Raw genomic sequence first — 25,623 nt, forward strand, 5'->3', positions numbered from 1 at the left:
AGATAGCGATTCCGACTCAGATAGCGACTCAGACTCAGACAGCGATTCCGATTCAGACAGTGACTCAGAGTCAGATAGCGATTCCGACTCAGATAGCAACTCGGATTCAGATAGCGACTCGGATTCAGATAGCGACTCAGATTCAGATAGTGATTCCGACTCCGACAGTGACTCAGATTCAGATAGCGATTCCGACTCAGACAGTGATTCTGACTCAGATAGTGACTCCGATTCAGACAGCGATTCCGATTCAGATAGCGACTCGGACTCAGACAGCGACTCGGACTCAGATAGTGACTCAGATTCAGATAGTGACTCAGATTCAGATAGCGATTCCGACTCAGATAGCGACTCGGATTCAGATAGCGACTCAGATTCAGATAGTGATTCCGACTCCGACAGTGACTCAGATTCAGATAGCGACTCAGATTCAGATAGCGATTCCGACTCAGACAGTGATTCTGACTCAGATAGTGACTCCGATTCAGACAGCGATTCTGATTCAGATAGCGACTCAGATTCAGACAGTGATTCCGATTCAGACAGTGACTCAGATTCAGACAGTGACTCCGACTCAGATAGCGATTCCGACTCAGATAGTGACTCAGATTCAGATAGCGACTCAGACTCAGACCATGAGACACCAGGAACACCATCTCATCAAGATTACTCAACACCAACACATCATGAAACAAATCATCACAGCCATCATGCTAAAGAGAAAGGTTTACCAGATACTGGTAATGATGATAGTACACATAACGGTACATTATTTGGAGGATTGTTAGCCTTATTAGGTTCTTTATTCTTCTTCGGAAACAAACGTAGAAATAGAAAAGATGAACACTAAATATTTGATTTAGACCCGGGCCTTAGTGCTCGGGTTTTTCTGTGAAATAAAGAAAAGTAAGGTAAAATAAAGAAGAATATGAATTAAGGAGTGAAGCATATGGCTTTAATGACATTAAATTATAGTTCACCGACAATAGGAATGCATCAAAATTTAACAGTCATCTTACCGGAGGACACAACATACTTTGATAGCTCCAATTCTCCTAAACAACTTAAAACACTTTTACTTTTACATGGTTTGTCGAGTGATGAAACGACGTATATTAGATATACGAGTATTGAACGATATGCCAATGAACATCAACTCGCTATTATTATGCCGAATGTAGATCACAGTGCATACGCTAATATGGCATACGGCCATAGTTATTATGATTATATTTTAGAAATATACGACTATGTGCATCAGATTTTACCACTTTCAAAGAAACGTGAAGATAACTTTATTGCAGGTCATTCTATGGGAGGGTACGGTACAATTAAGTTTGCGCTGACTCAATCCCATAAGTTTTCCAAAGCAGCACCATTATCTGCAGTATTTCAAGCACAACATCTTATTGATATAGATTGGATAGACTTTTCCGCCAAATCTATCACAGGAGAGAATACCGATATTACAGGAACAGAATTAGATACATATTACCTCCTCAATCGAGCTATAGCGTCGAATGCTGATATTCCTGAATTGCTTATTATGTGTGGAACTGAAGATTTCTTATATCAGGATAATTTAGAGTTTATTCATTATTTAGATGAAAAGGGAATTCCATATACATTTGAAGAAAGTCCTGGCGAACATAATTACGCATATTGGGACAAAGCGATCAAAACAGCGATAGAGTGGTTCGTAAATTAGTGGAAGTTTAAACCTAAAGATAGCATCTAAAATATATTCAATACCCCCATGTCTTTGAACTAACGACACGGGGGATTAAATTTAGATATTTCTATTTACCTTGAAAACTAACCAATACAACAGAATTGAAACAACAATGGTTTCTACAATGATTGAAATAATCAGCCAATATTCTAAATGACTTAAATTGATAATTAAGTAAATATCAAGAATGGTCCAAGGTAACGCAATGAGTATCACTTTCTTATAAATTTGGAAACTATATAGGGTGAATAATTTTTGAGCTTTTGCCCAACTTTCATCATTACGTAAAGCTTTTCTAGTTCGAAATCCATATGTTTTGTTACGTTGTGTCGGGGGAGTTAATTTGAATAAATAGGTCACTGCTAACATGATTATGCTTTTGAAAAGTAGAACTATTTTAATCACTCCTTTTAAGTTGATTTAATCTATAACTATTTTATCAAATAAAACGTTTTATGTTTTTCGATATATTAATTTAATGTAAAAATAGATAGAAAAGTTAAAATACACTAGATTATATTGTTTTCAAATATAGCAAAGTATAAAATAAAAGTGCTAAGTTCATTAATTTTAAGTATAAAATCTTTTCAATAGGAGCGATAACTATTGTTGAAATATTATATATCTACAATTATATTCTTTCTGGCATTTTTATTCGTAAGTGGATTAGCACTTGCGACTGATTTAGATACCGAGGCTTCTGTCGTTGCGGTAGGAGATAACTTAATACATCCCGAAGTCTATAATGATGCTAAAACAGGGCAAGATAGTTTTAACTTTAAACCTATGTATGAACCTGTAAAAAAAGATATTCAAGATGCAGATATAGCATATGTAAACCAAGAATCCCCTTTAGGTGGGGACGATCGGCCATATCATGGTTTTAAACGTTTTAATACGCCTAGTAGTATCGCTAAAGATTTAGTCGATACAGGTTTTAACTTTGTAAATGGCTCTAACAACCATGCCATTGATCAAGGAGAATCGGGCGTAAATAATAATATACATACTTGGGAGAAATTTAAAGATAAAGTATTATTTACTGGCATTTTTAACTCTCAAGAGGCACATGATAACATTCCGACGAAGACAGTTAATGGAATAAAAGTTTCAATGTTAAGTTATACGTTTGGGACAAATGGTATTAAACCTCCACATCCGTATACAATCAAAACATTTGATGAGGAACAAATTAAAAAGGATGTTAAAGAGGCTAAAAAACATAGTGATGCAGTGATTGTATCTGCGCACTGGGGTAATGAAGGACAACATAAACAAAACAAAACGCAGGAAAAATATGCTAAAGTCTTCGCGGATGCTGGTGTAGATGTTGTGTTAGGCATGCATCCACATGTGATAGAGCCAGTGAAATGGGTTGAAGGCAAAGATGGAAATAAAACACTTGTCGCTTATTCCCTGGGAAATTTCTTAAATGGTCAAGCTACAGGAAATGAAAGTAATAATTTATTAGGTCGTCTCAATTTTAAATTAGTGAAAAATCCTAAAGGCGTTAAAGTGGAAAACGTAAAATGGAGAAGTATGGTGAATCATTATGAATTAGCCAATTTATATGACAAGAACTCTAAGAAGGATTTCAAAGTATATCCTTTACATGATTACACGAATCAATTAGCCGAAAAACATGGATTACACTATGTCAATGGGGCAAATATGACTAAAGAAAGATTGCAAGAAATAACTAAAGACGTCATTGATAAAGAGTTCTTAGATGATAAAAGTTTATAGATAATAGAGAATCACGCTAGAACGTGCTTACGTTCTAGCGTGATTTTGATTTATTTAATGATTTCTATTGTGAAAGGGACAACATAATCTTGTCCTTTTAAGACAAAGACGATTGCAATAATTGAATAGACAACTATAACTATACTAAGGATGAATAATAATAAGACGCCAATGAGTAGAAAAACTAAAATAGCTGCAATCACTGTATATATGAGATAACTAATTAAGAAATTAAGATAATTTTTACCTTGTTGATCAATAAATGCAGAATCTTCTCTTTTTATTGCCCAAATAATGAGCGGTCCAAGAAAAGAAGTGAAAAATGATAATAACCAAATCACCATAGCGATGGTCGTTTCATTATCAGAAACTTCTTTAAATGCATAAGGATTTTTAGATTGATTAATCAAATTCATATGTATTATAGCCCCTTTATTTTTATTTACTTTAAATATAAACATTTTAATTATTAAAGTAAATGACTATATAGCACTCATGTTTCATTAATATTTATAAATTTGAATATCAATAGCTGACTGTTTCACGCGAAACGATTGCAATTATAGGTAATGAAATCTACAAGACACTATAAAAATAGAATCATTCTTTATTTTGTATACTAACCGATGTTCAATCGTGATTCTCCTACTATAATAACCTTCATAATTGCCTTTTAGCGCTTCCGGTTTTCCGATACCCTCGATGCAACCATCTCGTGCGATACTTTTAAGTAAAGTGTTAATTTTTTTAAAATTTCCTAAGTTATGTTGTTTCCAAAATTGATAATCTTTAAATGCTCGAGTTGTAAAAGTCACATTAAGTTTATTCATTTTCATCAATCTCAACTGTAATCGTATCGTTTTGGTTTAATTCTTGAATAGATTTGTTCAGGTGAGACACATTAGCCGGATTAGACTGAAGATACATTGTTTCTAGAATTGCATTGTAATCTTTTTCAGCCAGAATGACAGCATTCTTATCTTCTTTCGTTGTAATTGTGTAAGTTACACTGTCTTCGTTTACTTTAGAAATCAGTTTTTTAAAATTTTGACGTGCATTGGAATAATTTATGGATGGCATGTCCTCATCCTCCTTCACCACTATTATTGTACAATAAATTGTACAATAAACCATTTGCGTTGTCATCAATTTTTTTCGTCTTTAAAATTTTTAATGTTTAAATACGTCTAAAACGGACATAAAAAATATGTAACCTTATTTACTAGACATTATAGAATTTATCATTAATTTTTGGGAGGAATGTTAAGCATGGCTAAAGAAATTAAACAAAATGTTGGTACAGTACAAGTCCCTGATACAGTTGAATCTGCAGTAGCTTTAGAATATTCATTTGCCGAAGCATTAGTGAAATTAGATGTTAATGTAACTGGTATTGCAGACGATAATAATAAAGACAATTTAGATGAAGAAACACGTAAAAATGTAGGTAACTATCAATCAGTAGGACATCGTCAAACGCCAAGCGTAGATGATATTAAAAAAGCTGAACCACAAGTCATTTTTGCAGATGTGGATAGACATGAATCCATTTTCGAAGATTTAAATGCAATTGCTCCTACAGTTTTAGTGAAAAGTTTCGATGCAGATTATAAAGAAAGTAAGGAAGCTTTCGATTATATTGCTAAAGTCGTTTCTAAACAAGATGAAGGTAAAACGATCATCGATAACCACGAAAAAGAAATTAAAGATTTAAGTTCTAAAGTACGTGTAGATAAAGATGTTGCTACAATTGCAGCAGTCGTTACAGATCAAGACTTAGTAATTCATGCTTCTAAATCATATGTAGGTCAATTACTAGAAGATGTTGGTTTCAAAGCTGGCATTTCTAAAGAAAATGAAAATGACTTACCTGAATATATGGGTGCAGATTATCATAAATTACCAATTAGCAAAGTTGCAGATGTAAACCCAGAACGACTCATTGTTATGGTAGATGAAGATAATCAAAAAGATTTCAACAACTTTAAAGAGTCTGATGCATGGAATCAATTAGATGCAGTTAAAAACAATAGAGTTCATGAAGTTAACCGTGAAACATGGGCTAAACATCGTGGATTAATCGCTGCAGAACAAATCTTAGAAGATATCACACAATTTACTGAGTAATTCAGTAGTTTAACAATTTAATAAATCATATAGATAAAATGCCCTCTTATCAAAGAACTGATAGGAGGGCATTGATTTTGCAATCATTCTATAGGTTTTAATTTTCGCACGAGTTATTTATTTTGAGATGCAAACGCTTTGGCAATTTCGCTAAGTTTAGTAGGCGCATCTTCAACAGCCATTTTCACTTCTACATAATGCATACGATCATTACGCGCTTTAATATCTTCAAATGCTTGCATTAATTCTTCTGAATTGTTTACATCATGGACTGCCACATTGTCTCCACCGAATACAGCAGGTAATGCTTTATAATCCCACATCTTAATGTCATTGTATGGTTCTTTCATACCGTGTATCATTCTTTCAACAGTATAACCATCATTGTTGATGACAAAGATAATTGGTTTCAAGTCTTGGCGAATCATTGTAGATAGTGATTGTACTGTTAATTGTAGAGAACCATCACCAATGAGTAAGACGTTTCTACGATGTGGATTAGCAATTTGTGTACCTAATGTAGCAGGTAATGTATAACCAATTGAACCCCATAATGGTTGTCCGATGAACGTATTGTCTTTATACAATGCTAAATCATATGCACCAAAGAATGAGGTACCTTGTTCTGCAATTAAGACATCATCAAGTTGTATGAAATCTTGCATCATGTTGAAGTACGTTTCTTGAGTTAACGGTTGATTATTAAGTTCATAATTGTGTGCTTGTGGTCTTTCGTATTGAGGGTAGTCGTTTTCATTTTTAAAATTAAGACCCTTCAATGCATGTACTAAGCTAGGTAATGTGACGTCATTTGCAACAGTGTCATTCATCTTGAAGTTCTTGTGATTAATCATTACGACATCATCAATATCGAATTGATAAGAGAAACCAGCTGTTGCTGAGTCTGTTAATTTAGCACCAATATTTAAAATAGCATCACTATTGTTTACATATTCTTTAATCTTATCTTCAGCAATTTCGCCATCGAATATTCCTATATAATGAGGGTTTTCTTCATTAAATGCGCCTTTACCTAATGATAATTGAACAACAGGTATATTCGTACGATCTACAATTTCTTCTAGTTCTTCATGCAAGTTGAAACTATTAATTTCATGACCTGCAATAATAAGTGGTTGTGATGCTGATTTGAGTTTATCTTCAATCATGTTTACATATTTATGAACATCTTGTTGTGGTAATGCTTCAGGTTGGAAAGTTTCTGAAACTTCAATTTCAGCTAATGCTACATCGATAGGTAAGTGTAAATGTACTGGGCGACGTTCTTGTATTGCAGCATTGATTAATCTTGGAATTTCAGTAGTAGCATTTTCAGGTGTGATATAACCTTGTGCAGTTGTAATAGGTTCGAACATTTTACGATAATCATCAAATGTACCTTCACCAAGTGAATGGTGGACAAATTTACCTGCTTCTTCTACTGCGCGAGTAGGTGCTCCAGTAATGGCAATGACTGGTACACGTTCTGCGTATGAACCTGCAATGCCGTTAACTGCACTAAGTTCACCAACTCCAAATGTTGTCACCATTGCACCTAATCCGTTAATGCGTGCATAACCATCTGTTGCATAACTTGCATTCAATTCATTTGTATTACCAATCCATTCTATATGATCATGAGAAATGATATCGTCTAAAAAGGCTAGGTTGAAATCTCCCGGCACACCAAAGACTTTGTCAACTCCGGCTGCGTAAACTGCGTCCATTAAATATTGTCCTACGCGTTGTTTCATATTCAATTCCACCTTTGTATTGTATTTTTATTCCACTTAAAACGATAAACTTTTTGTAAAATAACGTCAACTAACTTGACCTATGTTTCGGATTAACTCATTTTATAAATGATGACGTAATATCCAAAATTTATTATAATAACGGTAACGGACGGAAGGGAAAGAGTAAAGATGACGATGAATAAAAATGATTATGAACACATGCTATTTTATTTTGCGTACAAAACTTTTATCACCACAGCAGATGAAATTATTGAAGAATATGGTATGAGTCGTCAACACCATCGTTTTTTATTCTTCATAAATAAGTTACCCGGAATTACCATTAAAGAATTATTAATCACACTAGAAATATCTAAACAAGGGTCGCATGGTACGTTACGTAAATTGAAAGAAGAAGGATTAATTATTGAAGAAACGTCTGAAATCGATCGAAGAGTGAAGAAATTATATTCTACGGACAAGGGCGACGCATTGATTCGTAAATTAAATAAAGCTCAAGACGACTTGTTCCATTGTACAAAGCAGAAAGTAGGAAATGATTGGTACGCAATTATGGAAGAATTAGCGAATTATCGTGAAGGTTTCAAAACAATTGAACATTTAAAAGAAGACTAGGAAGCTGAGACTAAATGTGTGATGTGCTCTCTACAAAGTAGATATTTAAGAGAGTGCATTAATGAAGCGTCTCAGCTTCTTTTATAATTATTTAATATATAAATGGGTATTAATGAATATGCTTTCTTACAAGATGAATGACTAATGCAATAAGACCGACTGGTATTAAAAGTATAAGTAACAATATAAGCCTAAACCGCCTGCACTCATATTTAATTCCCTCCTCGTTTACTCATCTGTATCTAGGTTATATAAGTAATAGAAGGGATTCAATTCCTTTAGAGATATCTTTCAATAATGTAAGGAAAGTTGATTAATGTGAAGAATAAAGTATTTTATAGAATGTTTTAAATGCCGATTGCAACCAAATAAAAATTGTTGCTTTTATAAAAAATTAGTATATTATTGTTTTATGTTAATCAATATTTAAGGGGAAATGTAAATGAAAATAATAGGACTTACACGTGCCTTTTCAATAAAAAAACTATCACTAGGGGCAGTTACTGCATTATTTGGATTAGGCGCGTTTGGAGCAATGGGAACTCAAGCACACGCAAGTACGCATTCGAGCTATTCACAACCAAACCGTACATCGACAAGTGGGAAAAGTACGACAACTAAAACTACAAAATTAACACCAAAAGTAGTTAAACCTGTTCAATATACAAGTAAAGTTCAAACTACAAAGAAAGTTACACCTACCAAACAAACCACTAAAAATGTTAAACCAGTTGTAACGAAAGCATCTACAAAGCAATCTACAAGCCAGAGAGTGAATACAACTGCTACTAAATCACCGACAACTTCTACAAGCAAAACGAAATCCTCTAAGTCAGGCACACATACTCAAACATCTACGACAACCAAACGTTCTACTACTACGAAATCATCAAAAAATTCGTCTACAGCATCAAAAGCTAAAACTACAACACCAACAAAAGCACCAACTTCTACAACTAAGAAATCAACTTCAACAACGACGAAGAAACCTACGACGACGTCAACTACAAAGAAAAGTACATCTAAGTCAACTTCAAGTAGTAAGAGCGGAACAACAAGCCATACAAAAGTACCTAGTAAATCAACTACAACACATCCAAGTACAACCGGTACGAGTACAACCCAAAAGCCAACCACATCGACAACAAAGCCATCTACGTCAGCATCAACTAAGACTTCAACAACCAAACCCACAACATCAACAACGACGACAAAATCTACAACAAAAACTACGTCAACATCAACACAACCTAAGACATCTACAACTCATACACCATCTACTACAAATACTAAACCAACAACACCGCCGACAACCACAGTTCCAATAGATAGTAAACAAGATGAAATTGGTACAGCACCGGTTGAACGTAAAAAAGATAAATATCAATCTATGACGGAACTTGAAAATCAGACAGTTGAAGGGGTAGATTGGAAAAAAGAAACAAGAGATAATGGAACGAAAGTACTGATTGTAGCACCACATGGTGGAAATATAGAACAGGGTACGACTGAGGTAACGAAGGCATTGGCTAATAAAGGAGATTATGACTATTTCTCATTTGAAGCGATGAGATCTAAAAATAATTCTGATTTACATGTGACTTCTACGCATTATGATGATGCAACGCTCAACCAAATGATAGAAAACCGTACTGCCACTATTTCAATTCACGGTGCAGCTGGTACTGAACAGATTGTATATCTAGGAGGACCAGATTCCGCATTAAGAGATGAGATTGAAGCTCAATTAAAAAGTCGCGGGTTCAAAGTTTTAGTACCACCTGCGTATCTTGGTGGTCAAAATGATAAAAACTTTATTAATAGACAAGATGGAACTACAGGTGTTCAATTAGAATTGACGACTGCTTTAAGAAAGGCTTTCTTCAATAATGGAGATACAAATACTAAGAATCGTACTAATGAAAGCAATTGGACGCCGTTGATGCAGTCATTTGTTGATGCATTATATACAAGTATTCACAATATTTATCCGGAAAAATAAATTTGGTTTGAATAAATTCATTTTTGAAATTTTAACATAACAATCATATAACAATATTGTCATAATAGGGCTAAAGGATGATTTCGTTAGCTCTATTATTTTTTATATTTATAAATGGAAGAAGCGTTATATTCTAATATCAAGAATTTAAACTTTTAGATTTATAAATATATGAAGGGAAATATTTGATTTTGAAAAAGAGAACATCACTGAGTACCTTAAGAAAAAAGAAATTGTTAATACTTATTAGCATAGTTATTTTAATTTTAGGATTAGCATATGCATGCACTAATAAACAAGAATCTAATCATTCAACAGCACATCATTCTAAACTTCATCACATACCACTGATTGCTGGTCATGATGATGAAAAAGGAAGAGAGTCAGTAGTAAATTTAGAACCTTCTGAGCCAGCTCAAGAAGATGTACATCATAAAGATCATTTTAATTCTATGACGCAATTATTTAAACACACGAAAAAAGGTGTGGATTGGAAGAAAGAAGTTAGAAAAGTGGGGAGTAACGTTCTTGTTATAGCGCCTCATGGTGGAAATATAGAAGCGGGAACTACAGAATTAACCAAGTTAATCGCTAATGATAATCACTATGATTATTACTCATTTACAGTTTTAAGAAAGAAACATGCAGAAGATTTACACGTCACATCGGCACATTACAACGATCCAACATTATTAAATATGGTGAAATCTAAAGACTTTACTGTGTCGATTCATGGTGCTAAGGGAAATCAACCTGTCATTTATTTAGGCGGATTAGATACACCATTAAAAGAAGCCATTAAAAAGCAATTAGTTAAACATCATTTTGTCGTAAAAATTGCACCATCCTATTTAGGCGGCGATTTAAAAGAGAATTTTGTTAATGAGAATATAAAGGGTAAAGGCGTTCAACTCGAATTAACAACGGCTTTAAGAAAATCCTTATTTGTGAACGAGAAACTTTCGCCAAATTCTAGAAATAAAAGAAGTAACTGGTCACCTGTCATGTATCGCTTTTCAGATGCAATCGATAAAGCAGTACAACAAGTCGATGACTCAGGTGAAGATAGGTAATGAATAGTGATGTTGCTAAAAATAAAAATTCTCAGATACGCATGTGCGCACCTGAGAATTTTTTAATGAATATATTAGAATGTTTTACCTAAGTTCTTAGCTTCTTCAACACCAGCTAATTTGATTTCTTCAGCTTTTTCAGGTTCAGCGTTATGACCTTCAATAATCACTGTTTCATAAGAAGGAACGCCTAAGAATGTCATAATATTTCTTAAATAACGATCTCCAGATTCAACTTCTGCGGTTGGGCCTTCACTATAATAGCCGCCTCTAGATTGAATATGAAGTACTTTTTTATCAGTTAAAAGACCTTGAGGGCCTTCAGCAGTGTATTTAAACGTTTTACCTGCTACTGCAATAGCATCGATGTATGCTTTTAAAACAGGTGGGAAGGATAAATTCCACATTGGGCTTACGAAAACGTATTTATCTGCTTCTAAGAATTCGTCAAGAATTGCTCCAAGACGAGTTACCTTTTTACTTTCTTCTGAAGTAAGTTCTTCGCCTTTAGCTGCTTTACCCCAACCTGTTAATACATCTTTATCAATATAAGGGATATCCTCAGTGAATAAGTCGATATGTTTAACTTCATCATCTGAATGATTGTCTTGATAAGATTCGATGAAAGCTTTACCTGATGCCATTGAGTTTGAAACGAGTTCATCTAACGGATGAGCTGTAATGTATAATAATTTTGCCATTTTTTGTTTCTCCTTAAAATGTTGTTTATTTGATATAATTATTATACTCAGTTCAGATAATTACACAATATAGTAGATGAAAAATCATCCTAATGGACTATAAGAAAGTTGTTATTGACTCAAATGGAGTTGGCTTCAAAATATATTCTCATAGAATTAATATCATATGAATTTGAAATTTTTAAAATTAACTTTAAAATGTGTATAATAGTACTAAAGACTTGAACAGCTTACATGTTCATACTATGCAACTAAGAAAGGAGTGTTATCGAATGAAAAAATTAGCAATCATTTTAGCATTAGCTGGCGCAGCATACTACGGTTTCAAAAAATATCAAAATCACGTAAACCAAGCACCAAACATCGAATACTAAAATTAAACCTTAAAGTTAATAACAATATTCAAGAGATGAGGCAAAATCCAACAAGATTTGTCTCATTTTTTTATTTTAGGGTAAATATATGTATATATTAAAGCTGAAATATAGCTTTACAAAATTGACAGAATTTAATAAAGGAATAGGTGATTAAGATATGACTAGAAATATTATTATTGGCGTTTCAGTAGTAGTCGCACTAGTAGTTGGAGGATTTGCAGGTTTTAAACTGATTAAGCGCAATCAAATGAAAAAAGAAAGTATGTCAAACGCAGAATTATAGAAAAAGTATAAAACTACTTTATTCTTAGTGTTTAAAGATATTAAATAAATATGTATAGCAATATACAAAAACTTAACTAATTAATATATAATGTAACCTATAAGCCCAATTAATCAAAAATGGATTAATTGGGCATTTTTTTATCTATAACTTAAATTTAAGTATGGTGCCATGTTTTATTATGTAATTTACATGAAATTTACAATTAATTAAAAGTTCCTTTGAAATTTAAGTATAGTATTAATGAAATAAGGTGATTACGAGAATAAAACATTTTTATAAAGATAATAACTTACATTTGTAATTGCTAGTTTAATTAAATCCCAAATTTTCAGAATAGCGGTTTAATTAAACAAACATTTAAAAGGAAATTGTTTGGAGGTTAATATGGAAAATACTTTAGATTTAATGAGAGTTTGGGAGATTATTAAGAAAAATTGGAAACTTTTAGTGATTATTCCTTTGATTTTTCTAATTTTAAGTGCCATTTTTACATTCTTTTTAGCTAAACCTAAATATGAAGCATCTACTCAAATTTTAGTGAGCCAAAAAGAAAAAGAATCTAAAATGATGGCTCAAGAAGTACAAAGTAACATTCAGTTAGTTAATACATATGCAGAAATTATTAAAAGTCCACGAATATTAGATGATGTTGCCAAAGAAAATAAAGACTACTCAGCGGATAAGTTATCTAAAATGATTGACGTCAATACTGAAGCGGACTCTCAAATACTTAATGTTGGAGTTAGAAGCAAAAGTGAAAAAGAATCTGAAAAAATCGCAAATGATGTGGCTAAAGTGTTTAGTAAAGATGTGCCAGATATCATGAGTGTAGATAATGTTTCTATACTTTCTAAAGCTAATGGTACCGCAGAGAAAGTTTCACCTAGAACAATAATGAACTTATTTGCAGGACTTATTTTAGGTTTAGTTTTAGCAATTATTATAGCAGCCTTAAGAGAAATCTTTGATAAGTGTATTAGAACTGAAGAAGATGTTGAAAAAGAACTTGGTGTTCCTGTACTAGGTTCTATCCAAAAAATTAAATAAGGAGAATAATGATGGCTGAAAAAAGAAAAAAACTTGAACAACCACTTTTTGTTAATGATAAACCCAAATCAATTATTAGTGAAAAATTTAGAGGTATTCGTTCTAATATTATGTTTTCTAGAGCTAAAGATGAAATTATAAGTATCATCGTTACCTCTGAAAAACCGGCAGCGGGTAAGAGTATTGTCTCAGCTAATATCGCAACGACTTATGCTCAAGCTGGGTATAGGACTTTAATTATTGATGGTGATATGCGTAAACCAACTCAAAATTATATTTTCGAAGAAGCAAATTATGACGGATTATCAAATTTGATTATTGGGAAATCGGATTACGACAAAGCTATCAGATCAACTAGGGTTCCAAATTTAGATTTACTTACATCAGGACCGATACCACCTAATCCTTCAGAATTGATAGATTCTGACAGATTCTATGAAATTTACAATGAATTATTAAGAAGATACGATTTTGTATTAATTGATACACCACCTGTTAATACAGTGACCGATGCTCAAGTATTTTTACAATATGTTAAAGATGCAATTATTGTTATTGATGCGGAAAAAAACAATAAATATGAAGTGAAAAAGGCTAAATCACTTATTGAGAAAGCAGATGGAAAAATTATCGGTGCAGTTTTAAATAAAACTCCAAGAGACAAATCATCAAGTTATTATTCTTACTATGGAGAAGAGGAATAACAATGATAGATATACACAATCATATTTTAATTGATGTGGATGATGGACCTAAGAACAGAGCAGAGGCAATTCAATTATTAAAACAAGCAAAGTCGGAAGGTGTGAACGAAATCATTGCGACGCCGCATCACTTAAGCCCGACTTTTAATAATGATCGTGAAAAAGTTTTAAATAAAATTGAGGAACTTAGCTCCATGGAAGAGGTACAACAATTAGGAATCAAAATATACCCTGGACAAGAAATTAGAATAACTGATCAAATTCTGCCAGAAATAGAAAAAGGGAATATCTTGAGCTTAAATCATTCTAAGTATTTATTGATTGAACTTCCCTCTAATGGTGTTCCTCATTACACTGAAAGATTATTTTATGAATTGTTATCTGAAGGGTACGTGCCAATTATTGCCCATCCTGAGAGAAATAAAGGGATTTCACAAGATTTAGACAAACTTTATCAACTTGTTAAAGCAGGCGCATTAAGTCAATTAACATCATCTTCTTTATCCGGGGATAATGGTAAAAAATTACAGAAGATTTCTATACAAATGATAGAGAATCATTTAACACATTTTATTGCTTCAGATGCACATCATGAAACTGTAAGACCTTTTAAAATGAAAAGTATTTTTGAAAATAAAAAATTAAAAGACTTAGGAATAGATTTAGAAGATTTTATGAAGAATTCAGAATCTGTAGTTAAGAACTTAGATGTATCTAAGAAGCAACCAACTCAGAATTACAAAAACAAAAAGTTTTTCGGTCTATTTTAGTGTTTTTGAGAATGGGAGGGAGATATAGACGTGGATAAATTAAATGCAAGAAAGCGTCTGATTATTTTATTAATTATAGATTCTTTGATAGTTTTCTTTTCAATATTTGTTTGTTACGAAATATTAGAACCTTACTTTAAAAATTATTCACCAGATATTTTGATTATATCTGCAATAGTATTACTACTTTCTCATCATGTTTTTGCATACTTATTTAATTTATATCATAGAGCCTGGGAATACGCGAGTGTCAACGAGTTGTTTCTTATAGTTGAATCAGTTACATGTTCGATACTTACCACTATTTTAATTGTGCCAATCTTTTCAGGTCATCCACCATTTTTAAGATTATATTTAATTACATGGATGATGCATTTAATTCTTATTGGTGGTTCCAGAATCTTTTGGAGAGTAAGTAGAAAATATGTAACTGGTGGGAATAAGCCCAAGAAAAAACCTACTTTAATAGTAGGGGCAGGACGTGGCGGATCACTTTTAATTAGACAAATGCTAAGAAGCGATATGGATCTTGAACCTATTTTAGCAGTTGATGACGATCCTGATAAACGTAAATTAACTATTGCTGATAGTGTAAAGGTACAAGGTACGATTGAAGATATACCTTATTTAACTAATAAATTCAAAATAAAGCGAATTATCATTGCTATACCTACACTCAGCGCTTCAAGATATAAAGAAATTAATGATATTTGTACAAGTACGGGAATTGAATTATTTAAAATGCCTAGCATTGAGGATGTGTTATCTGGTGAACTAGAAGTGAATCAACTGAAAAAAGTGGAAGTTGAAGACTTGTTAGGGAGAGACCCAGTAGAGCTAGACATGGCCATGATATCTAAGGAATTGACACATCAAACAATTTTAGTAACTGGGGCTGGGGGGTCAATAGGTTCAGAAATTTGTCGACAGGTTTGTAAATTCCAACCTGATAGAATCGTTCTATTAGGACACGGTGAGAATAGTATCTATCTAATTAACCAAGAACTTACTAACACATATGGAGATAGTATCGAAATTGTACCAGTTATAGCAGATGTTCAAAACAAAGAACGTATCGAGCAAATCGTAAATGTTTATAAACCATACGCGATATACCATGCTGCTGCACATAAACACGTGCCTTTAATGGAGTATAACCCTGAAGAGGCATTTAACAACAATGTAATAGGTACACGTAATGTAGCAGTGGCGGCAAAAAAAGCACGAGTAAGAAAATTCGTAATGATTTCTACTGATAAAGCTGTTAATCCACCTAATGTGATGGGCGCCTCAAAACGCGTAGCAGAAATGATTATTCAAAGTTTAAATGATAAAAACGGATATACAGATTTTGTTGCTGTAAGATTCGGTAATGTTTTAGGTTCTAGAGGTTCTGTTATTCCTTTATTTAAAAAACAAATCGAAGCAGGCGGACCAGTTACAGTTACACATCCAGATATGACAAGATACTTTATGACTATTCCTGAAGCATCTAGGTTAGTTCTACAAGCCGGAGCTTTAGCCCAAGGTGGAGAAGTATTCGTATTAGATATGGGAGAACCAGTTAAAATCGTTGATTTAGCACGTAACTTAATTAGATTAAGTGGTAAAAGCGAAGATGAAATTGAAATTAAATTCTCTGGTATAAGACCTGGAGAAAAGTTATATGAAGAATTATTGAATGAAAATGAAGTTCATCCAGAACAGGTATATGAAAAAATTTACCGCGGTAAAACTTCAGTAGCTTCGAAAGAAGAGTTAGATTCTACAATTAAGGAATTAGTTGTTAATAAAGAAAAGATAAGAGATATTTTATTAAAATTAGCTAACAGGAAGTTTTAAAATGACACTTTTTTATAGATTATTCGTAATTATTTCATCTATTATTACAATCATATTAGATATGGTCACTACACAGCATATACCAAATAATTTAGTACTTTTACCTTTCGTATTCGTACTTTTATTTGTAGTGTTTCCTTCATTTAGTAGATATATTTTTAATAACTTAGGAATTACAATTATTAACTTTACTATGCTATTAAGATATGTTGTTTCACCTTTTTTAATGGCTTTATATGGTTCAGATATCCAAATGGGTTCAACTGTATCCATCGATATTCAAAGCAAAGCGGTTTTACTTATGGTATATGAAATGATTGCAATGTTTCTAATTTTTGCGTTATTACACAAGTACTTTTACTCTAACAATTCAAAAATTAGAAATGTTAAATCTCAATCTAATATATTTGGATGGATATTCATAGCTTTTGCGTTGTTAATTATAATTAATCAACCTTCAGTTTTAGGAAATTATTCATTTATTTGGTCGGCTAGTAAATTAAAGACTGATACTGCTAATGAGAATGTCACTTTATTTGCATTACTGATTCAGCTAGCTCAAATTGTTTTCACTGTAAGTATACTTAATATTATTCACAAATATTATGAAAAGAAAAATAGCATTATTTACTTATTTTTATCATTTATAGTGATTGTAGCTTCTGCCTCATTTATAACTGGGACTAGTAGATCGAGTATAATCATTCCTTTAGTAACAGGATTATTTGCTTTGTTAGTTCTTTATAATAAGTACAGAAAATTAATTATAGGATCGTCTTTGATACTTAGCTTATTAGTTATTTCGGTATCTACATTGTTAAAGCAACAAACGAATGTAACTATAGGATCGAGATCACTTTATCACTCAGCAGGTCCTTTAGAGAATTTTAACACTGATATTCAATTATATTTTTCTGGCTTAATCAATGTGGGGCATTCAATTGAAACAAGTAGTGTCATAAGACCATTTGACTTTAATTTAATTATGAGTGATTTAACTCATTCAGTTGTCTTTATAAACAATTTTTTCCATCAAAGCCAAAGTGCATTAATAGCATTTAATGACATGTTTTATAAAACGACAGGTGTTGCTGACCAAATCGTGCCCATCTTAGGCCAAGGTTATCTTTACTTTGGGACAATCTTAGCTCCTATTTTTTCGGTTATTGGACTTATTGTCGTAATGTTTTTAGATAAGATGGTATTTCGAACTAAGTCAGTATTTACATTATATATCTTGGCATATTTCTGTCTGAAATTCTCAATGCTATTCATGTCTAACGCTACAATACTTACATCATTCTTTACGAACTTTATTTTGATTTTATTATTAATAGCTTATTTAAATAGTAAAATAAGTTATAAAAAGGAGTAATTTATGAATATCGGGAGAAAAGATGTTGCATGGAGCTATTTAAGTTTACTAATGGTTCAAGGTATAAATATTATCCTTCTTCCAGTAATCATTCGTTACTTAAATACGGTTGAACTAGGGTTATGGTATACATTTACTTCATTATATGGTTTGGCAATGCTAATTGATTTTGGCTTTCAAACCATCATATCTCGTAATGTAAGCTATTTATGGTCAGGCGCTAACAGTGTAAAAAGTGAAGGGTTTGAACTAGCAACCAGTGAAAATTCAACATTAAACATACCGTATTTTTCAAAAGTATTATCAACAGTGAAATTTATTTATACTTCAATGGGAATAATTATATTTATTCTATTTAGCATTTTTGGAACGTGGTACATGTTAAACATCAATAGTGGTCAAATAGATATTAAAACGATGTTAATAGCATGGATTTTTTATATGTTTTCGATAGTTCTTAATATTAGCTTTTCTTATTGGAATTCGATTTTAAAGGGTATTGGAGCAATTAAAACATATAATCAAATCTTAGTAGTAACTAAACTAACTCAACTTCTCATTTCAGTTGTGTTGCTTTTTCTAGGCTATGGTTTGATAGGTGTTTCAGTAGCTTATTTCATTTCAGTGATAGTAAATCGCCTGTTACAATCATTCAGTTATTATAATTATTCTCAAGAAACGAAAAAAACCAAACATAAAATTAAAGTTAAATACGATAAAGAAATTTTCCAGGCTATCTTACCTAATACATTAAGAACAGGCTCGCTTTCTTTATCAAATTATTTGATTATCAATTTTCCGATTATCTTAAGCTCATATTACTTGTCATTAAAGGTTTCAGGTCAATTTGGATTTATAAATCAAATTGTGACATTAATTATTATGCTTTCTAACTCTTATTACAATACGTACTTATCAAAATTTAACTATCTTAGAGTAAAAAATAGATTTAATGAATTAATTAATTTATTTAGAAAAGCAATAGTGACGAGTTGTTTCTTTACTATTGTTGCTTTCATAATATTCTTAGTTTTGGGCAACTTAGTATTAGATATATTAGGAGCAGACTATCACTTATTTAGTTTAGTACCTATGATTATTATCATGCTTTATAGATTTCTATATAATAATCAGATGTTGTTTACGAATTTCTTATCAACTAAGAACCTCATACCACATCATAAATCCTTTTTATTGTCGGCAATCGTAACTGTTATTGTACAAGTTATACTTCTTCAATTTTTAAATTCAAAATTGATCTGGCTCATTCTACCGTTATTATTGATTCAATTAGCTTTCAATAATTGGTATTGGATCGTGTATGTAATTAAAGATATTAAAAATGATAGAAAAGAATTCCAAGCAAATTAGTAAGTGTTTGCACAGGGGGTAAATTATGAAAGTTTTATTTGTTGTAAATAATTTCAACTTTGGTGGGCCACAAAAAAGTTTATTAAATTTGTTATATGAATTAGAAGATTCCAAGATAGAAGTTGATTTAATGATATTAAATCAACAAGACGCATTAGTTCAGTATTTACCTAAATATGTTCATGTAAAGAAAGTACCAAGTAAATTTTCATTGCTAATGCTCAATAAAAGTAATCTAGTATCTTCAGCTTTAAAAAATTGGAAAAGTCCGAAGTTAGTAATGAAAGTTTTCTTATTTGTCCTTCGCAGTAAATTAAACCTTCAAGATAATACAAAAGCAAAACAAAAATTTTGGATTAAAAATAAATGGAAAACACAATACAATGAAAACCACTATGATTACGCTATCGGTGTGTCAGGTGGCCATTCTGTGTATTTCATTCATGATTATATTAGTGCTGATAAAAAGATAGGATGGATTCGCACTGATTATAGAGTGTTAAAAAGAGATCACGATATAGATCAAAAATATTTTAGCCGAATATCGGGAATGTTAGCAGTTTCTAAAATGTGTGCTGATATTTTTGAGAATATTTTTAATATTAAACCTTATGTTTTTTATAATAGTTTACCGATAAAACTCTATGAAAATATTCCGGATGAAAATCTTGAAATTAATAAGAATTTTTTAAATCTTGCCACGATTTGTCGGTTAGATAATGGTAAGGGTCTTGATTTGTTGATTGATACAGCTAAAATTCTTAAAAAACGAAACATTAAATTTAAATGGTACGTGGTTGGAAATGGAAAATTAAAAAAATGGTTGAATGATGCAATAAAAGACAACAACTTAACTAACGAAGTCATACCTTTAGGATTCAAGTTTAATACTGGGAGTATAGTGAAGAAAGTTGATATTTTAGTGCATCCTTCAAGATTTGAAGGGAAATCTAACACTATAGATGAAGCTTTATATTATACAACACCTGTTGTCGCAACAAATTTTGAAACAGTTTTTGAGCAAATTCAAGATGGTAAAAATGGTTTCATTGTAGAAATGGAACCAATAGAAATAGCTTCGAAAATTGAGCTTCTAAACAATGATAAAAATTTATTAGATAGTATTAAACAGAATTTAAGTCAGAGTACAGATATTCAAATGCATAAAGGTCAAGAGTTCTTGAATATTATTAAAAAGGTGGGAAATTAAATGTTAACTATTTTTACACCTACATTTAATCGTGCACATACGCTACCAAGACTATATGAATCGTTACTCAAACAAACAGATCATAACTTTGAATGGTTAATTGTAGACGATGGATCAAAAGATGACACAGAAGAAATTGTTAAAACATTTAGCGAAGAGCACTTTAAAATTCGCTATATTAAACAAGAAAACGGGGGTAAACATATCGCTACAAATGTTGGCTTGAAATCAGCACAGGGCGATTTATTTACTGTTCTGGATAGTGATGATTGGTTTTATCCTGATGCTGTAGAGTTTTTTAATACTCAATTTAATAAATTTAAAAGTATGAAAGCACTTATTACTTTAGACACATACGAAGATGGGACAGTGATTGGTGAAAAACTACCTCCTCTTACAAAAGTGAATTGGGTAGACTTACGTTATAAATATAAAGTAAGGCATGACAAGTGTTACGTATTTAAAACGAATGCTATTCGAAATATGACGTTTCCTCAATATGGTAAGTCCAGACATATGCCACCATCTTATCAATGGTTTGAATTTAGTGAGTTATATGATTGTTACCTTGCTAATAAAAACACCAAGTATGTTGAATATCAAGAGGATGGGATTAGTAGTAAAGTTAAATCGAATTATTTTAAATCAGCTGAAAATTATTGTGAGTACCGAAAGTTAGCTCATAAACAATTGCCATATTTAAAAGATAAAATAATCAACTTAATGTTATTTGATATATCTTGGATAGATACTAAGTTGAATCCTAAGTATAGATTTAAAAATTTAGAATTGTTAATTCAATCTATTATAGTATTACCACCATCATTAATACTCTATTTGTACTATAAGAGGAAATTCAACAAGAAAGGGTGGTTAAAGTGATATGAAACTCACCCATAGATTAATTGATTTAATGCAAATTCCATATAATAAACTACCTAAGGCTCTGAGCGATATGATATGGAATGCTTTTACAGTAAGTGATTCTAAAATAGCAGTAACTTCTAGATATATGTATTTAAAGAAATACGCCAGTTTTATTGATAGGAATGTTTATGTCGGTAAATTTGTTTGTTTAAAAAATATTGATAGGTTAACAATCGGTAAAAACGTTAGCATCCATTCATTTAGCTACATTGATGCTTATGGAGAAATTTTCATCGGGGATAATGTTTCCATAGCCAATCATTGTACGTTAATTTCCTCTGAACACACATGGGATGATCGAAATATGCCTATTAAATTTAACGCAATCTGTCCTAAGAAAATCATTATTGAAAAGGATGTATGGATAGCTTCAGGAGTGAGAATTTTAGGAGGTAATATCATTAGAGAAAGAAATATTATTGGAGCTGGTGCAGTTTTGACTAAAAATACTGAACCAAATAGTTTATACGTTGGTATACCCGCTAAAAGAATGAAGGAGGTCTAAATATGAAGGTATTAATTACTGGTGTGGCAGGTTTTATAGGTTCTCATTTATCAAAGAAACTTATCAATCAAGGATACGAAGTAGTTGGTATTGATAACATAAATGATTACTATTCAGTTCAATTAAAAGAGGATAGATTGAAATCAATAGGTAATGAAAATTTCACTTTTTACAAAACAGATTTAGAAGACAATGAAACTATCGATCAAATTTTCGACAAGGAGAAACCTGAAGTTGTAGTTAACTTAGCTGCACAAGCAGGTGTACGCTACAGTATAGATAATCCTAGGGCATATATAGATTCAAATGTAGTAGGTTTCTTAAATATTTTGGAGGGATGTAGACACCATAAAGTAGGGAATCTAATCTATGCTTCATCAAGTTCAGTTTATGGAGCAAACACAAATAAACCATTCAAAACTTCAGATAATATTGACCATCCATTAAGTTTGTACGCAGCAACTAAAAAGTCTAACGAATTAATGGCACATACTTATAGTGATTTATATGACTTACCAACGACAGGACTTAGATTCTTCACTGTGTATGGGCCATGGGGAAGACCAGATATGGCACTATTTAAATTTACAAAAGCAGTTGTAAATGATGAGTCTATAGATGTTTATAATCATGGTAATATGATGCGAGACTTCACATATGTAGACGATATTGTTGAAGCAATAAGTCGCTTAATTAATAAACCTGCCCAACCTAATCCGAATTGGTCTGGATCAAATCCTGATCCAAGTTCTTCATATGCACCGTATAAAATTTACAATATCGGTAATAATAGTCCGGTGAGATTAATGGAATTTGTCGAAGCCATTGAAAATAAATTGAATAAAAAAGCTAAAAAGAATTATTTGGATTTACAGCCAGGTGATGTTCCTGAAACTTATGCAAACGTAGATGATTTATATAGAGATATTAATTTCAAACCACAGACCTCTATTCAAGATGGAGTAAACAAATTTATTGATTGGTATTTAGAATATTACAAATAAAGGGGAAATGATTGAATGAATAGAAAAATTGCAGTAGTTGGATTAGGATATGTAGGTTTACCGGTAGCAGTTACTTTTGGGAAAAAACATGAAGTCATTGGTTTCGATATTAATGATCGTCGTATCAATGAGTTAAAAGAAAATTATGACAGAACAAATGAAGTAACTACAGAGGATTTAAAAGAGACAAATATTAATTTCACTTCGAAATCAGAAGATCTAAAAGCAGCCGACTTTATCATTGTAGCTGTACCTACACCAATTGATAAAAATAATAAACCTGACTTAACACCATTGCTAAAAGCAAGTGAGACAGTAGGTAAAGAGTTAACTAAAGATACAATTGTGGTTTATGAATCAACAGTTTATCCAGGTGCAACTGAAGAGGATTGTGTACCAATTTTAGAAAAAGAATCTGGTCTTAAATGTGGCGATGATTTCTTCGTTGGTTATTCTCCAGAGAGAATTAACCCAGGAGATAAAGTTCATACATTTGAAACAATTACTAAAGTAGTTTCAGGACAAACATCTGAAGTATTAGATATTGTAGCAGAAGTATATGGTTCAGTTGTAACAGCTGGCGTTCATAAAGCATCTTCAATTAAAGTTGCCGAAGCGGCTAAAGTTATTGAGAACACGCAACGTGACGTGAATATTGCATTGATGAATGAACTAGCACTCATTTTTGATAAATTAAATATAGACACAAATGAAGTGTTAAAAGCTTCAGGCACAAAATGGAACTTCCTTAACTTTAAACCGGGCTTGGTGGGTGGACACTGTATTGGTGTAGATCCATACTATTTAACTCATAAAGCTCAAGAAGTAGGCCATCATCCAGAAGTGATATTAGCAGGGCGTCGAATTAATGATGACATGTCAAAATTCATAGCATCTAACGTTGTAAAAGGTTTATTAAAACAAGGTTTAGAAGTACAAGGTGCTACAGTAAATGTTCTAGGGTTAACTTTCAAGGAAAATTGCCCAGATTTAAGAAATACAAAAGTAATCCATATTATTGAAGAATTAATAGACTATGGTTTAGATGTTCATGTTAGTGATGTAGAAGCAGATAAAGATGAAGCAAAGAAATTTTACAATATCGATTTAAAAAGTAAGGATCAATTACCAGAGGCAGATGCAGTCGTATTTGCAGTAGCTCATAAAGATTATGTTCAAAATAAAAAAGAGTATATCAATTTAGTTAAAGAAAATGGCATTGTTTTTGATATAAAAGGTGTTATTGACGATAACGATGTAAGCTCAAAACAAGGATTATGGCGCTTATAATAATGATTGATCTGTAGGTGGAAAAGATTGGATAAGAAAAAAATATTTCATTTAGTTACAGTTTCAAAAAGTATTCCTTTAATGAACGGCCAAATTGAGTATTTAAGAAATAAAGGATTCGATGTCCACATCGTATCCTCAGCTGGTAAAGAACAAAACGCATATCCAAAAGATATTGTACATGCAATTAACATGGAAAGAGAAATTTCTATAAAACAAGATTTAATATCATTATTTAAAATGACAAAATTATTTCTTAAAGAGAAACCACTCATTGTTAATTCAGGTACACCCAAAGCTGGTCTAATCGGAACATTAGCAGCATTTATCACTCGACGACCAGTGCGAATTTACACTGTTAGAGGTTTACGTCTAGAAACGGTAAAGGGTTTAAAGTATAGAATATTATATGCTATGGAAAAATTAGCAATGTTTTGTGCCACGGATGTTATAGCTATATCCGAAAGTTTAAAAGATAAAATCGTATCTTTAAGATTAGAAAAACAAAGAAATATTCAAGTTTTAGGTTACGGAAGTAGTAATGGAATTAACTTGGAGAAATTCTCTAAATCGTATAACGACATACCAGTTTCAATTGAAAACCAATTAGAAAATCACTTCGTATTAGGTTATGTGGGAAGAATAGTAAAAGATAAAGGTATTCGTGAAGTAATAGAAAGTTTTAAAATCCTTAAAGATAAAGGATACAAAGTAAAACTCTTAATCGTGGGCGCATTAGAAAAAGATGATTCAATAGGTGAAGAATACTATAACTTTATTTCAAACAACAAAGACATTGTGTTAACGGGGCATGTTGATCAACCTGTAAATTACTATAATCATATGGATGTATTACTATTCCCTACGTATAGAGAAGGATTTGGCAATGTGAGTATTGAGGCGCAAGCACTTGAGATACCAGTAATTACTAGTAACGCTACAGGTGCTAAAGATACAGTTGAAGATAAGCATACAGGATATATAGTTGAAATAGGTGATTATATAAAAATTGCTGAGAAAACTGAAACTTTAATCATTGATGAAACTTTAAGATACGAATTAGGTCGTAACGCTAGAAAACGAGTTGTCGATAAATTTGATAGTAAAATTATTTGGAAACATCTAGAAACAATTTACCGAAATAAAAATTTATAAGAGAGTG

General features: G+C 31.9%; 27 protein-coding genes. 21 read left to right on the plus strand and 6 right to left on the minus strand.

The features are described from left to right. Together HMPREF2580_RS12140 and HMPREF2580_RS00725 are read left to right on the plus strand one after the other, a co-directional pair. Window positions 1–850: LPXTG cell wall anchor domain-containing protein (locus tag HMPREF2580_RS12140; protein WP_176747459.1), on the plus strand; the 850-nt coding region annotated here is incomplete at its 5' end. Between the two features lie 99 nt (window positions 851–949). Further along, on the plus strand, window positions 950–1,708 hold the full coding sequence (locus HMPREF2580_RS00725) for an alpha/beta hydrolase (RefSeq protein ID WP_044466379.1): 759 nt from the start codon (window positions 950–952) through the stop codon (window positions 1,706–1,708). An 81-nt stretch (window positions 1,709–1,789) separates the two neighbouring features. On the opposite strand, the gene HMPREF2580_RS00730 is transcribed toward HMPREF2580_RS00725, so the two are convergent. Then, a complete protein-coding gene (locus tag HMPREF2580_RS00730) occupies window positions 1,790–2,101 on the minus strand; it encodes an SdpI family protein (protein ID WP_002444606.1) in 312 nt (103 codons plus the stop codon). Between the two features lie 237 nt (window positions 2,102–2,338). Here HMPREF2580_RS00730 and HMPREF2580_RS00735 point away from each other — a divergent pair, with 237 nt between their 5' ends. Continuing rightward, window positions 2,339–3,478, plus strand: coding sequence for a CapA family protein (locus HMPREF2580_RS00735; protein ID WP_070830048.1), 1,140 nt, complete (start codon window positions 2,339–2,341; stop codon window positions 3,476–3,478). A 50-nt stretch (window positions 3,479–3,528) separates the two neighbouring features. Here the strand turns inward: HMPREF2580_RS00735 and HMPREF2580_RS00740 are convergent, their stop codons facing one another. From HMPREF2580_RS00740 to HMPREF2580_RS00750, 3 genes are all read right to left on the minus strand, one after another. Beyond that, the gene (locus tag HMPREF2580_RS00740; RefSeq protein ID WP_044466382.1) at window positions 3,529–3,894 is read right to left on the minus strand and encodes a DUF4870 domain-containing protein; all 366 of its coding nucleotides are present in this window, start codon (window positions 3,892–3,894) and stop codon (window positions 3,529–3,531) included. Between the two features lie 144 nt (window positions 3,895–4,038). Further along, window positions 4,039–4,308 carry a Txe/YoeB family addiction module toxin gene (locus HMPREF2580_RS00745; protein ID WP_070830049.1) on the minus strand — a complete coding sequence of 90 codons (270 nt, stop codon included), beginning with the start codon at window positions 4,306–4,308 and terminating at the stop codon, window positions 4,039–4,041. Continuing rightward, the gene (locus tag HMPREF2580_RS00750) at window positions 4,301–4,558 is read right to left on the minus strand and encodes a type II toxin-antitoxin system Phd/YefM family antitoxin (RefSeq protein WP_070830050.1); all 258 of its coding nucleotides are present in this window, start codon (window positions 4,556–4,558) and stop codon (window positions 4,301–4,303) included. The genes HMPREF2580_RS00745 and HMPREF2580_RS00750 overlap by 8 nt, the downstream gene beginning before the upstream one ends. Before the next feature lie 189 nt (window positions 4,559–4,747). On the opposite strand from HMPREF2580_RS00750, the gene HMPREF2580_RS00755 reads away from it, so the two are divergent. After that, complete coding sequence (locus HMPREF2580_RS00755; protein WP_070830051.1) at window positions 4,748–5,605, plus strand: ABC transporter substrate-binding protein; 858 nt, start codon at window positions 4,748–4,750, stop codon at window positions 5,603–5,605. A gap of 113 nt (window positions 5,606–5,718) precedes the next feature. Here HMPREF2580_RS00755 and HMPREF2580_RS00760 read toward each other — a convergent pair whose 3' ends face one another. After that, window positions 5,719–7,359: an alpha-keto acid decarboxylase family protein gene (locus HMPREF2580_RS00760; RefSeq protein ID WP_070830052.1), complete on the minus strand. Its 1,641-nt coding sequence runs from the start codon at window positions 7,357–7,359 to the stop codon at window positions 5,719–5,721. A gap of 171 nt (window positions 7,360–7,530) precedes the next feature. Here HMPREF2580_RS00760 and HMPREF2580_RS00765 point away from each other — a divergent pair, with 171 nt between their 5' ends. From HMPREF2580_RS00765 to HMPREF2580_RS00775, 3 genes are all read left to right on the plus strand, one after another. Next, window positions 7,531–7,977, plus strand: coding sequence for a MarR family winged helix-turn-helix transcriptional regulator (locus HMPREF2580_RS00765; protein ID WP_070830053.1), 447 nt, complete (start codon window positions 7,531–7,533; stop codon window positions 7,975–7,977). A 442-nt stretch (window positions 7,978–8,419) separates the two neighbouring features. Then, window positions 8,420–9,979 carry a poly-gamma-glutamate hydrolase family protein gene (locus HMPREF2580_RS00770; RefSeq protein WP_070830054.1) on the plus strand — a complete coding sequence of 520 codons (1,560 nt, stop codon included), beginning with the start codon at window positions 8,420–8,422 and terminating at the stop codon, window positions 9,977–9,979. Between the two features lie 191 nt (window positions 9,980–10,170). Next, the gene (locus HMPREF2580_RS00775) at window positions 10,171–11,052 is read left to right on the plus strand and encodes a poly-gamma-glutamate hydrolase family protein (RefSeq protein ID WP_256326267.1); all 882 of its coding nucleotides are present in this window, start codon (window positions 10,171–10,173) and stop codon (window positions 11,050–11,052) included. A gap of 74 nt (window positions 11,053–11,126) precedes the next feature. Here the strand turns inward: HMPREF2580_RS00775 and HMPREF2580_RS00780 are convergent, their stop codons facing one another. Then, the gene (locus tag HMPREF2580_RS00780) at window positions 11,127–11,753 is read right to left on the minus strand and encodes an FMN-dependent NADH-azoreductase (RefSeq protein WP_070830056.1); all 627 of its coding nucleotides are present in this window, start codon (window positions 11,751–11,753) and stop codon (window positions 11,127–11,129) included. A 272-nt stretch (window positions 11,754–12,025) separates the two neighbouring features. Between HMPREF2580_RS00780 and HMPREF2580_RS00785 the strand changes: the two genes are divergently transcribed. The 14 genes from HMPREF2580_RS00785 (at window position 12,026) to HMPREF2580_RS00845 (ending at window position 25,616) form a co-directional block, all read left to right on the plus strand. Next, entirely contained in the window at window positions 12,026–12,127 is a 102-nt protein-coding gene (locus tag HMPREF2580_RS00785) for an SE2200 family small protein (protein ID WP_070830057.1), read from the plus strand. A 160-nt stretch (window positions 12,128–12,287) separates the two neighbouring features. After that, the gene (locus tag HMPREF2580_RS11930; RefSeq protein WP_256326268.1) at window positions 12,288–12,413 is read left to right on the plus strand and encodes a hypothetical protein; all 126 of its coding nucleotides are present in this window, start codon (window positions 12,288–12,290) and stop codon (window positions 12,411–12,413) included. A gap of 387 nt (window positions 12,414–12,800) precedes the next feature. Then, window positions 12,801–13,463: a Wzz/FepE/Etk N-terminal domain-containing protein gene (locus HMPREF2580_RS00790; protein WP_070830058.1), complete on the plus strand. Its 663-nt coding sequence runs from the start codon at window positions 12,801–12,803 to the stop codon at window positions 13,461–13,463. An 8-nt stretch (window positions 13,464–13,471) separates the two neighbouring features. Then, window positions 13,472–14,167: a polysaccharide biosynthesis tyrosine autokinase gene (locus HMPREF2580_RS00795; protein WP_083321645.1), complete on the plus strand. Its 696-nt coding sequence runs from the start codon at window positions 13,472–13,474 to the stop codon at window positions 14,165–14,167. Between the two features lie 2 nt (window positions 14,168–14,169). Continuing rightward, window positions 14,170–14,937: a tyrosine-protein phosphatase gene (locus HMPREF2580_RS00800; RefSeq protein ID WP_070830060.1), complete on the plus strand. Its 768-nt coding sequence runs from the start codon at window positions 14,170–14,172 to the stop codon at window positions 14,935–14,937. Between the two features lie 30 nt (window positions 14,938–14,967). Beyond that, on the plus strand, window positions 14,968–16,779 hold the full coding sequence (locus tag HMPREF2580_RS00805; protein ID WP_049401994.1) for a polysaccharide biosynthesis protein: 1,812 nt from the start codon (window positions 14,968–14,970) through the stop codon (window positions 16,777–16,779). A 1-nt stretch (window position 16,780) separates the two neighbouring features. Then, window positions 16,781–18,154, plus strand: a complete 1,374-nt coding sequence (locus HMPREF2580_RS00810; RefSeq protein WP_070830061.1) for a hypothetical protein — start codon at window positions 16,781–16,783, stop codon at window positions 18,152–18,154. Window positions 18,155–18,157: 3 nt separating this feature from the next. Beyond that, window positions 18,158–19,525: an O-unit flippase-like protein gene (gene wzx / locus HMPREF2580_RS00815; RefSeq protein WP_070830062.1), complete on the plus strand. Its 1,368-nt coding sequence runs from the start codon at window positions 18,158–18,160 to the stop codon at window positions 19,523–19,525. A 25-nt stretch (window positions 19,526–19,550) separates the two neighbouring features. Continuing rightward, on the plus strand, window positions 19,551–20,735 hold the full coding sequence (locus HMPREF2580_RS00820) for a glycosyltransferase (protein ID WP_070830063.1): 1,185 nt from the start codon (window positions 19,551–19,553) through the stop codon (window positions 20,733–20,735). Continuing rightward, a complete protein-coding gene (locus HMPREF2580_RS00825) occupies window positions 20,736–21,617 on the plus strand; it encodes a glycosyltransferase family 2 protein (RefSeq protein WP_070830064.1) in 882 nt (293 codons plus the stop codon). Window position 21,618: 1 nt separating this feature from the next. Next, entirely contained in the window at window positions 21,619–22,167 is a 549-nt protein-coding gene (locus tag HMPREF2580_RS00830; RefSeq protein WP_083321646.1) for an acyltransferase, read from the plus strand. Window positions 22,168–22,169: 2 nt separating this feature from the next. Continuing rightward, window positions 22,170–23,171 carry an NAD-dependent epimerase gene (locus HMPREF2580_RS00835; RefSeq protein ID WP_002444565.1) on the plus strand — a complete coding sequence of 334 codons (1,002 nt, stop codon included), beginning with the start codon at window positions 22,170–22,172 and terminating at the stop codon, window positions 23,169–23,171. Between the two features lie 15 nt (window positions 23,172–23,186). Further along, window positions 23,187–24,461, plus strand: a complete 1,275-nt coding sequence (locus HMPREF2580_RS00840) for a nucleotide sugar dehydrogenase (protein ID WP_002444563.1) — start codon at window positions 23,187–23,189, stop codon at window positions 24,459–24,461. Between the two features lie 27 nt (window positions 24,462–24,488). Then, entirely contained in the window at window positions 24,489–25,616 is a 1,128-nt protein-coding gene (locus HMPREF2580_RS00845; protein ID WP_083321647.1) for a glycosyltransferase family 4 protein, read from the plus strand. Window positions 25,617–25,623: the final 7 nt, after the last annotated feature.

The organism is Staphylococcus sp. HMSC036D05, from assembly GCF_001836225.1.
Taxonomy (GTDB): Bacteria; Bacillota; Bacilli; order Staphylococcales; family Staphylococcaceae; genus Staphylococcus; species Staphylococcus caprae.